The 9039-nt window shown below is 52.8% G+C and carries 6 protein-coding genes; all 6 read left to right on the top strand.

Annotated features, from left to right (window positions below):
* Positions 1-100: 100 nt before the first annotated feature.
* The 6 genes from glmS (at position 101) to LEP6406_RS31780 (ending at position 8739) form a co-directional block, all read left to right on the top strand.
* Positions 101-2005 (top strand): glutamine--fructose-6-phosphate transaminase (isomerizing), encoded by a 1905-nt coding sequence (gene glmS / locus LEP6406_RS0200475; RefSeq protein WP_008316793.1) that lies wholly within the window; start codon positions 101-103, stop codon positions 2003-2005.
* A gap of 260 nt (positions 2006-2265) precedes the next feature.
* On the top strand, positions 2266-3225 hold the full coding sequence (locus tag LEP6406_RS26035; protein WP_008316791.1) for a hypothetical protein: 960 nt from the start codon (positions 2266-2268) through the stop codon (positions 3223-3225).
* A 36-nt stretch (positions 3226-3261) separates the two neighbouring features.
* Positions 3262-4317 carry a glycosyltransferase gene (locus LEP6406_RS0200465; protein WP_225886381.1) on the top strand — a complete coding sequence of 352 codons (1056 nt, stop codon included), beginning with the start codon at positions 3262-3264 and terminating at the stop codon, positions 4315-4317.
* 508 nt (positions 4318-4825) lie between these two features.
* Positions 4826-6463 carry an N-6 DNA methylase gene (locus LEP6406_RS0200460; RefSeq protein ID WP_202807502.1) on the top strand — a complete coding sequence of 546 codons (1638 nt, stop codon included), beginning with the start codon at positions 4826-4828 and terminating at the stop codon, positions 6461-6463.
* A gap of 17 nt (positions 6464-6480) precedes the next feature.
* Positions 6481-7275 (top strand): IS5 family transposase, encoded by a 795-nt coding sequence (locus LEP6406_RS0200455; RefSeq protein ID WP_027268711.1) that lies wholly within the window; start codon positions 6481-6483, stop codon positions 7273-7275.
* A 3-nt stretch (positions 7276-7278) separates the two neighbouring features.
* The gene (locus tag LEP6406_RS31780) at positions 7279-8739 is read left to right on the top strand and encodes a type ISP restriction/modification enzyme (RefSeq protein ID WP_315874579.1); all 1461 of its coding nucleotides are present in this window, start codon (positions 7279-7281) and stop codon (positions 8737-8739) included.
* Positions 8740-9039 lie beyond the last annotated feature (300 nt).

Genomic DNA, 9039 nt, shown 5'->3' with positions numbered 1-9039 from the left:
ACCCCATCACCCCATCACCCTCCCCAACTCCCCACCACCCCATGTATCCTATACACCAGTCAGACCACACCCCCCACCCACCCTACCCAGGAGCCCCCCTATGTGCGGCATCGTTGGATATATCGGTACTCGCTCCGCCAGCGACATCCTCATGGAAGGACTGCGAAAGCTAGAATATCGCGGCTATGATTCCGCTGGGTTGGCCACCATTCTGGAAGGGGAGTTGCACTGTGTACGGGCCAAAGGCAAGCTGCAAAATCTCCAAGACAAAATCGCCGGGGCAGAGAATCCCGCCAAAGTCGGTATTGGCCACACCCGCTGGGCCACCCATGGCAAACCGGAGGAACACAACGCCCATCCCCACACCGACACCTACCACCGCACAGCGGTAGTGCAGAACGGCATCATCGAGAACTACCGGGAACTGCGGGAGACTCTGAAAACCAAGGGCCACGAGTTTCGCTCCGACACCGACACCGAGGTGATTCCCCACCTAATTGCAGAGTATCTGAAAAATCCGGTGATGACTCCCGGTTCCCTAGCAGCGCGAGATCCCTTTTTGGAGGCGGTACGGGCTACGGTCAACCAACTGGAGGGAGCCTTTGCCCTAGCGGTAATTAATGCAGACTTTCCCGACGACTTGATCGTGGTGCGGCAGCAGGCTCCTCTCATCATCGGCTTTGGCCAGGGGGAATTTTTCTGTGCCTCCGATACCCCCGCCATCGTCCCCCACACCCGCGCCGTGCTGCCCCTAGAGAATGGCGAACTGGCCCGCCTGACGCCGCTGGGGGTGGAGGTTTACACCTTTGGCGGCGATCGCCTCAAGAAGCATCCCTTCACCCTGAACTGGAACCCAATCATGGTGGAAAAGCAGGGATTCAAGCATTTCATGCTCAAGGAAATCTATGAGCAACCGGGCGTCGTCCGCACGGGGCTGGAAACCTATCTGGATACGGACTGGACGGCGGAAAAAGCCAGTCCTCCTGTCACCCTGGGACTACCCGATGACCTGCTAGAGGGGCTGGAGCACGTACAGGTGGTGGCCTGTGGCACCAGTTGGCACGCCAGCTTGGTGGGCAAATACCTGATTGAGCAATTGGCGGGTCTGCCCACCATGGTGCAGTACGCCTCGGAGTTTCGCTATTCTCCCTCTCCCTTGACCCGCCACACCCTCACCATCGGCGTCACCCAGTCGGGGGAGACGGCGGACACCCTAGCGGCGCTCGAAATGGAGCAGCACCGCCGCCAGCAAACAGCGGATGCAGCCCTAGCTCCTCGGATGCTGGGAATTACCAACCGGGCAGAAAGCTCCCTCTCGCGCCTGATTCCCCAAATTATCGATACCCAGGCGGGCATCGAAATCGGGGTGGCAGCAACAAAAACCTTCACTGCCCAGGTGATGGCCTTCTACTTTCTGGCGCTGGATCTGGCCTATCGACGGGGGACGGTGAGTCGCGATCGCATGGCGGACATCCTAGAGGGTCTGCGTCAACTCCCAGCCCAGATCGAACTGGTGTTGGAGAGCCAGGAGCGCTACATCGAGGATTTGGCCCACAGCTTTGGGGAAACGCGGGATTTCATCTATCTGGGGCGAGGTATTAACTTTCCCATTGCTCTAGAGGGGGCGCTAAAACTTAAGGAGATCAGCTATATCCACGCCGAAGGTTATCCTGCTGGGGAGATGAAGCATGGTCCCATCGCTCTACTGGATGCCAAGGTGCCGGTAGTTGCGATCGCAATGCCGGGAAGCGTTTACGAGAAGGTGCTCTCTAACGCCCAAGAGGCCAAGGCCCGCGACGCCCAACTGATTGGGGTCGTGCCCATGAATGATGCCGAGGCGGAGTATACCTTTGACCACCTCCTGCCCGTTCCCCCCGTGGAGGAACTACTCTCCCCAATCCTGACGGTGATTCCCCTCCAATTGCTGGCCTACCATATTGCCGCCCGCCGGGGCTTGGATGTGGATCAACCCCGCAACCTCGCGAAAAGCGTCACAGTGGAGTAACTAGGGCAAGTGCGGATAGCCTTGCCCCCACCCTACGCAGCAACTGTCCTCGGGCCTGCTCCCTGGACGGAGGTACGGCGTGGCCAGCCCAGGCAGCATTGGTGTCATGATCAGAAACCAATCTCGAAGGCACTCATAACCTTAAGCTTGACGCTCCACTAGGGACAAGGTTCGGGAATTGGGGGGATTTCGCTGGATCTAAAGCCCAGCAGCATGCCCCCGCTGATGCCCTGACCGAACCTTTATCCCCTATTCAATTTATGCCTGCTTCTAATTCTCAAACCGCCAGCCCCCAATGGCTAGAGTCCATGGGCCAAGCCCTGGGTAACTGGCAAGGCGCAATTGCGGGTGTTGGCACCGCTGGTCGGGAAGTCACCCAATCTCTCCAAGACTTGCCCCGTACTGCCCAAGCTCTCGCCGCCGAAATGCCCAACCTGGCCCGACGGCTACAAAATGCCGGGGTGCGTCGGGGGGATGGGCCTCGCTCCTCAGCGGATGTTATGGGTTTGTTCGACCAGATCCCTGGCCCCTCCAAGTTGGGAGCTAAGGAATGGGATATCCGGGTCTTTCTATCGGATAAGCAAGCCAGCCATATTCATCCCCATTCCCAGGGCGGCGGCAACGGAGCCGACAATATCCTCTGGGAACTGGGCCTCCACAACCACCAGCGGGGTGCCCAGGTGATGACGGGGGGCGAACAGATCTATATTCGGGTCCACAACGCCATTGACTCGGTGCTTAAAAATTCCGCCACGGTGGCCCAACTGGGGCTGGCGGCAACGGGCACCGCCGTCCTGACCCAGGCTGTCGTTACTGCCCTGGCCTACACCCTGGATCTTTATCGCGGCGATATCACCGCCGAGGTTTTTCGCGACAAGATTGTCGAAGCCGCCGTCAGTGCAGGGATTGCCACCCCGATTTTCTTCCTGCTCTTGATTGCCGTGATGGCCCTGTTTCCAGAGGTGGTGGTGGTGTTATCGGCTCCAGCGGTGGTGGCCGGGTTCAACGCCCTCTTTGGCGTGGGCATTGCCCTGCCCCTAGTGCAGTCAATCCTGCGCCATGTGGAGGCGGGGGGCGCGGGAGAAGTTCCCCAGCGCCAGTATGCTGAGGCTCTGTGTCAGGGCAATACTCTCCTGGCGGACTCTGCTCAGACCGTGCAACAGTGGTGGCAGGATCTGGTGGCCGGGGAAACTCAGGCGTGGGCTGGCGAAGCCACCTAGTCCTGAAAAATTTGGAGGAACTGAGTGGGGCTACGGTTGCTGTTGATATCCACCCCGGTAGGACCGCTGAGCTCGGGACTCGGGGGCGGGGTGGAGCTGTTGCTCACGAATCTGGTGCAGGTGCTACAGGACCGGGGCCACCGGATAACCGTGGTGGCCCCCGACCAGTCCGTACTGCCCTTGCCCGTGCAATTGGTTACCCTGCCGGGGCAGTGGCAGCCTACGGCCCACACGGCCAGCCGCACGATGGCGGTGATCCAGCCGGAGCCGTCGGTGCTCTCCGCAATGTGGGACTATGCCCGTCAGGTCCAGGGAGACTACGACTTGATTCTCCATGTGGCCTATGACTGGTTGCCCTTTTACCTGACAACCTTTTTCACCACCCCCATTGCCCACTTCGTCAGCATGGGGTCGCTGACGGAGGCCATGGATCACGTAATTACCCAGGTGGCCCGCACCCATCCCGGTACCCTGGGGCTCTGTACCCACACCCAGGCCCAGACCTTTCCTGACCTGGAGTCTTATTTTCCTCTGGGAGGCGGGCTGGATCTGGCGCTCTACGATTATTGCGAGACGCCAGGACCCGACCTGGCTTGGGTGGGACGCATCTCGCCAGAGAAAGGTCTGGAGGATGCGATCGCAGTTGCGATCGCAAGTCAAACCCCCCTCAAGATCCTGGGCAAGCTGGAGAACGAAGCCTACTGGCATGAGCTGCAAGCTAAATATCCCGATGCCCCTGTGACCTATCTTGGATTCTTTCCCACCCAGGAAATGCAAGCCCATCTCCGCACCTGCCGTGCTCTGGTGATGACACCCCACTGGGTCGAAGCCTTTGGCAATGTCGCGATCGAGGCGCTGGCCTGTGGCGTACCCGTCATTGCCTACCGCCGTGGTGGTCCTGCGGAAATTGTCCGCCATGGGCAGACTGGCTGGCTCGTGGAACCCGACAGCATTCCTGGTTTAGTCACAGCCCTTAGCAACATTGATGCCCTAGATCGCCGCGCCTGCCGCCGCCAAGCCGAGACAGAGTTTTCCATGGCCGCCCTCGGCGATCGCTTCGAGCAGTGGTTCCAGCACATCCTCCACCCTTAGGAACCCGGATCCTTGAACATGCAATTCTTGTGGGTCAGGCATCTTGCCTGACCATGGACAGCCGGGACGGCTATCCCACGTTATTTAATCTCTATTCCTTAAAATGCTGCCATTCATTAGAGTTGTTGTGTAATAAGCTCGAAAATCCTTGGAAGCCTTGCCTGGTAAGCGTTTCAGCGATTTTGTCAAAAAATCCTTGAAAGTCAGGCTGTATAAGGGTTTCAGCGATTTTTCTCGTTATTTCCCAACAGGTCTATTAAAATCGACAAAACCAACTGAATTGCCGCTGGGATGATGGTGGCCCTACTGCAACGCCCTGGAACACGCTTAATCACGCTGAAAAATCCCTAAATGTTGGGCTACGAAATCGACGATGGGCTGTTTGCCCTCTTGTAACGTTACTGAGTCCCGCTCAATGCCTAGCCTCAGCCTGAAGCCCACCCACAAACCCATCAAAGCCTATTACGCCGCCCTCCAGGACTATGAGCAGTTGGGGGTGAAGCATGAGATGGCGGTGAAGACGGCGTTTCAGAACTTACTGGTGTCCTGCGGTCGGCAGTTCTCCTGGACTCTAGTGCCGGAATGGCCGTTCAAGCGCCCCAAGCAACAGCCCCTACGCATTGATGGGGCGTTGGTAGATAGCTACAACTTGGCACGGGCTTACTGGGAAGCGAAGGATAGCCGGGACGACTTAAGGAAGGAAGTCCAGAAGAAATTTAAGACGGGCTACCCCAAAGACAACATCATCTTTCAACAGCCCGATCGCGCCATTTTGTACCAGGATGGCCGCTTGGTAATGGATGAAGACATCACTGACCCCCAGCGGTTGGTGGATATTGTCCGGCAGTTTTTTGAATATCGCCCCCCGGCCATTGACCAATGGGAACGAGCGGTTGAGGAATTTGGGGAACGGGTGCAGGATCATGGCAATGCGTTGCTCAAGCTGATTCAGGCCCAGGCAAAGACGAACAAGCGGTTTATTGATGCCTTTAAGGAGTTTTTAACCCTGTGTCGGCAGTCGATCAACCCCAACTTGAGTCAGCAAGCGGTGGAGGAAATGCTGATTCAGCACTTGCTGACGGAGCGAATTTTTCGCAGTGTGTTTAACAATCCCGACTTTGCCCAACGCAACATCATTGCGGTGGAAATTGAGAAGGTGATCAATGCGCTTACGTCAAAGTCATTTAGTCGGGCTCACTTTCTGAGCAGTTTGGATCGGTTTTATGGCGCGATTGAGGAAACTGCCGCCACGATTGATGACTTTTCTCAAAAGCAGGATTTCTTAAACACGATTTACGAGCGCTTTTTTCAGGGCTTTTCGATCAAGGTGGCGGATACCCACGGCATTGTCTACACGCCGCAGCCGATTGTGAATTTCATGGTGAAAAGTGTTGAGGATATCTTACAGCGGGAATTTGGCAAGTCGCTGGTAGATAAGGGGGTGCATATTCTCGATCCGTTTGTGGGGACGGGGAATTTCATTATTCGCATTATGCGAGAGATTGCAGAAATTCAGAAGTCGGCATTACCCCATAAATATCAACATGAATTGCACTGTAATGAAGTGATGTTGCTGCCCTATTACATTGCCTCAATGAATATTGAGCATGAATACTTTGAACAAACTGGAAGGTATGAATCCTTCGATTCAATTTGTATGGTTGATACTTTTGAATTGACAGAGGGCCAGCAATTGTCACTTTTTAATGCTGCCAATACTCAAAGAGTTGAGCAGCAAAAGCAGAAAAGTATATTTGTAATCATTGGGAATCCTCCATACAATGCAAATCAACAAAATGAGATGGATCTGAATAAAAACCGAAAGCACGATGCCTTAGATGACAGGATCAAAAAGACTTACATATCAGATTGTGCATCAGTAGGTCGCACAACAAGAAAACTTCTATTTGATCCCTACATAAAGGCATTTCGATGGGCAACTGACAGGATTGGGAAGGAAGGTATTGTATGCTTCGTTTCAAACAACTCTTTTCTAGATCAAGACACTTTTGGCGGAATGAGAAAAAATCTTGAGCGAGACTTTAGCAAAATATATTGTTTGGATTTGGGCGGCAACGTTAGAGGGTGTCTGAGAAGTAGAAAGGCCCTCAAAAACGCTACTCTATCAGTCAGTAAGTACACTTGATAGGGTTTTTGAGGGCAATGCGATTATCCTACCCCACCGATTTGACTGATGAACAATGGGATATTCTCTCTCTCTTGATTCCTCCGGCGAAGCCTGGTGGACGACCTCGGAGCACGGATATGCGAGAAGTGGTCAATGCGATTCTGTACGTTCTGGACAATAGCACCAAGTGGCGGTGCTTACCCCATGATTTCCCGAAGGCCAAAACGGTCTACCATTATTTTCGCCAATGGCGCAATGATGGGGTGTGGGAACACATCAATCACCGATTGCGGGAGTTGGTGCGGTTAACGGAGGGGCGCGAAGCGTCTCCCAGTGCAGCGGTGATGGATAGTCAGTCGGTGAACAGCGATGTCTACATTTCGGAGTCGGTCGGCTTCGATGCAAACAAAAAGGTCAAAGGTCGGAAGCGAAACGTGGTGGTCGACACAATGGGTTTAGTGCTGATGGTTGTGGTTACCGCAGCGAGTCTCCCTGAGCGGGATGGCGCACGAAAGGTGCTAGAAAAAATGCATCAGGTTAGTCAGTGGTTCACTCGCCTGTGTGTCATTTGGGTTGATGGGGGATATAGCGGTAACGATTTCATGAAAGAGATCATGGACCGCTTTCGATGGGTGATTGAGGTGATCAAGCGCCCCGACTGTGCGCAGGGATTTGTGCTGTTACCCAAGCGGTGGGTGGTGGAGCGCACATTTGGCTGGTTTACTTTTTGCCGCCGCTTGAGTAAAGACTATGAGCGCCTACCAGAGACCGCTGAGGCATGGATTTATGTGGCCAATATTCGAGTCATGTTAAGGCGACTAACGTGCTAATTCATACCTACATTCCAGCTTTTCAGACACCCTCTTAGAAAAAATCCCAAGCTTTCGGGAACAACACATAATGTCTTTGGCATACAAGTTGGTGTATCAATAAGTATTCTGATCAAGAAAGAAAATCAGCAGGGGATTGATATTTTTTATAAAAATGTTAATGAATTTTGGCGCAAAGAAAATAAATACCATTTCTTAGAAAGCTCTAGAGTTTATTCAGAGCTTGATTGGGAAATCATCAAGCCTACCAAGAACTATATTTGGCTTGGTCGCGAACTGAAGCCAGAATACGACGAATACATTGCTCTAGCCTCCCAAAGAACTAAAAGCTCAAAGCTAGATTTTGAGAGTTTAGAAGATGTTGTTTTTGATCAATATGCTTTGGGTGTTTCGACAAATAGAGATGATTGGCTATATTCATATAGCCATGAGAGTTTAAAAACAAATGTCAGTCTTTTTTGTGAAACATATAATACTGAAATTGCTAGATGGAGAAATGCTCGAAAGCCAGGGGAGATACTCAAGTTTGTCACGAATGACAGCAAAAGAATAAAATGGTCTTCTCTATTAATAGATAAGTTCAAGCGTGAGAAACTAGTTGATTTTGATGAAACACAAATTCGAGTTTCTCAATGGAGACCCTTTTCAAAAAAATATCTTTATTTTGATTATGTCTTAATTGATGCACCAACACTTCAAAGATTTTTCTTCCCTACTTTAGAGTCGGAAGTTGAGAATAGAGCTATATGGTTGAAAATTGGATCAGAAATTTCTATGTATTCTTTGATGATTCACTGCATACCCAATTTGCTCACGCAAGGTGGTTCTCAGTGTTTTCCCTTCTACACTTACGATAAAGACGGCACGAACCGTAGAGAAAATATTACCGATTGGGTTTTAGAACAATTTCAAACCCACTACGAAGATTCCACCATTACCAAATGGGACATCTTTTACTACACCTACGCCGTTCTCCACCATCCCCACTACCGCACCCGCTACGCCGCCAACCTCAAACGCGAACTCCCCCGCATTCCCTACGCCCCCGCATTTCGCCCCTTTGCGATCGCAGGCCAACGCCTAGCCGAAATCCACGTCCACTACGAAGATCAGCCAGAATATCCCCTCAAACACCTAGAAAATAAAGACCTGCCCATTGATTGGCGCGTAGAGAAAATGCGCCTCAGCAAAGACAAAACCCAACTCAAATACAACGACTTTCTCACCCTCACAGGCATTCCCCCAGAAGCCTTTGAGTACCGCCTCGGCAACCGCTCCGCCCTCGATTGGGTGATCGACCAATACCGCATCAAAACCGACAAACGCAGCGGCATCACCAACGACCCCAACCGCCTCGACGATGAAGAATACATCGTTCGACTGATCAAAAAGGTCATCACCGTCAGCCTAGAGACCGTCAAAATCGTCAACGCCTTACCCGACCTCGGCCTACCCACAGACTAGTACTCTGCGGCGCAAATCCTGTGACCATTTCCCCTAGGCGGTGCATTGCTTCGCGTGGGCGAAGCCGCGCCTTAGCGTTATGCCCCCTACGAAACCCTGAAAATCAAACTTATGCTCCACCAGCCCAATATTTTCCGGTCCCCTCTCCCCGTGGGAGAGGGCTAGGGTGAGGGGCCGAAGTGTGCCACGATAGAACGGCCAGAGGATTTACGCTGCCCATGCCCAGTACTAGGAAAAGCGGTCAGATGGTCTGTGCCTAGCTTTCGGATTCTTCAGACATCATTTACAACGTCTCTGATA

It is taken from the genome of Leptolyngbya sp. PCC 6406 (assembly GCF_000332095.2).
In the GTDB taxonomy this organism is placed as follows: domain Bacteria; phylum Cyanobacteriota; class Cyanobacteriia; order Phormidesmidales; family Phormidesmidaceae; genus PCC-6406.
The sequence above is the reverse complement of the archived record's forward strand: the minus strand, read 5'-3'. Positions and strand labels throughout refer to the sequence as shown.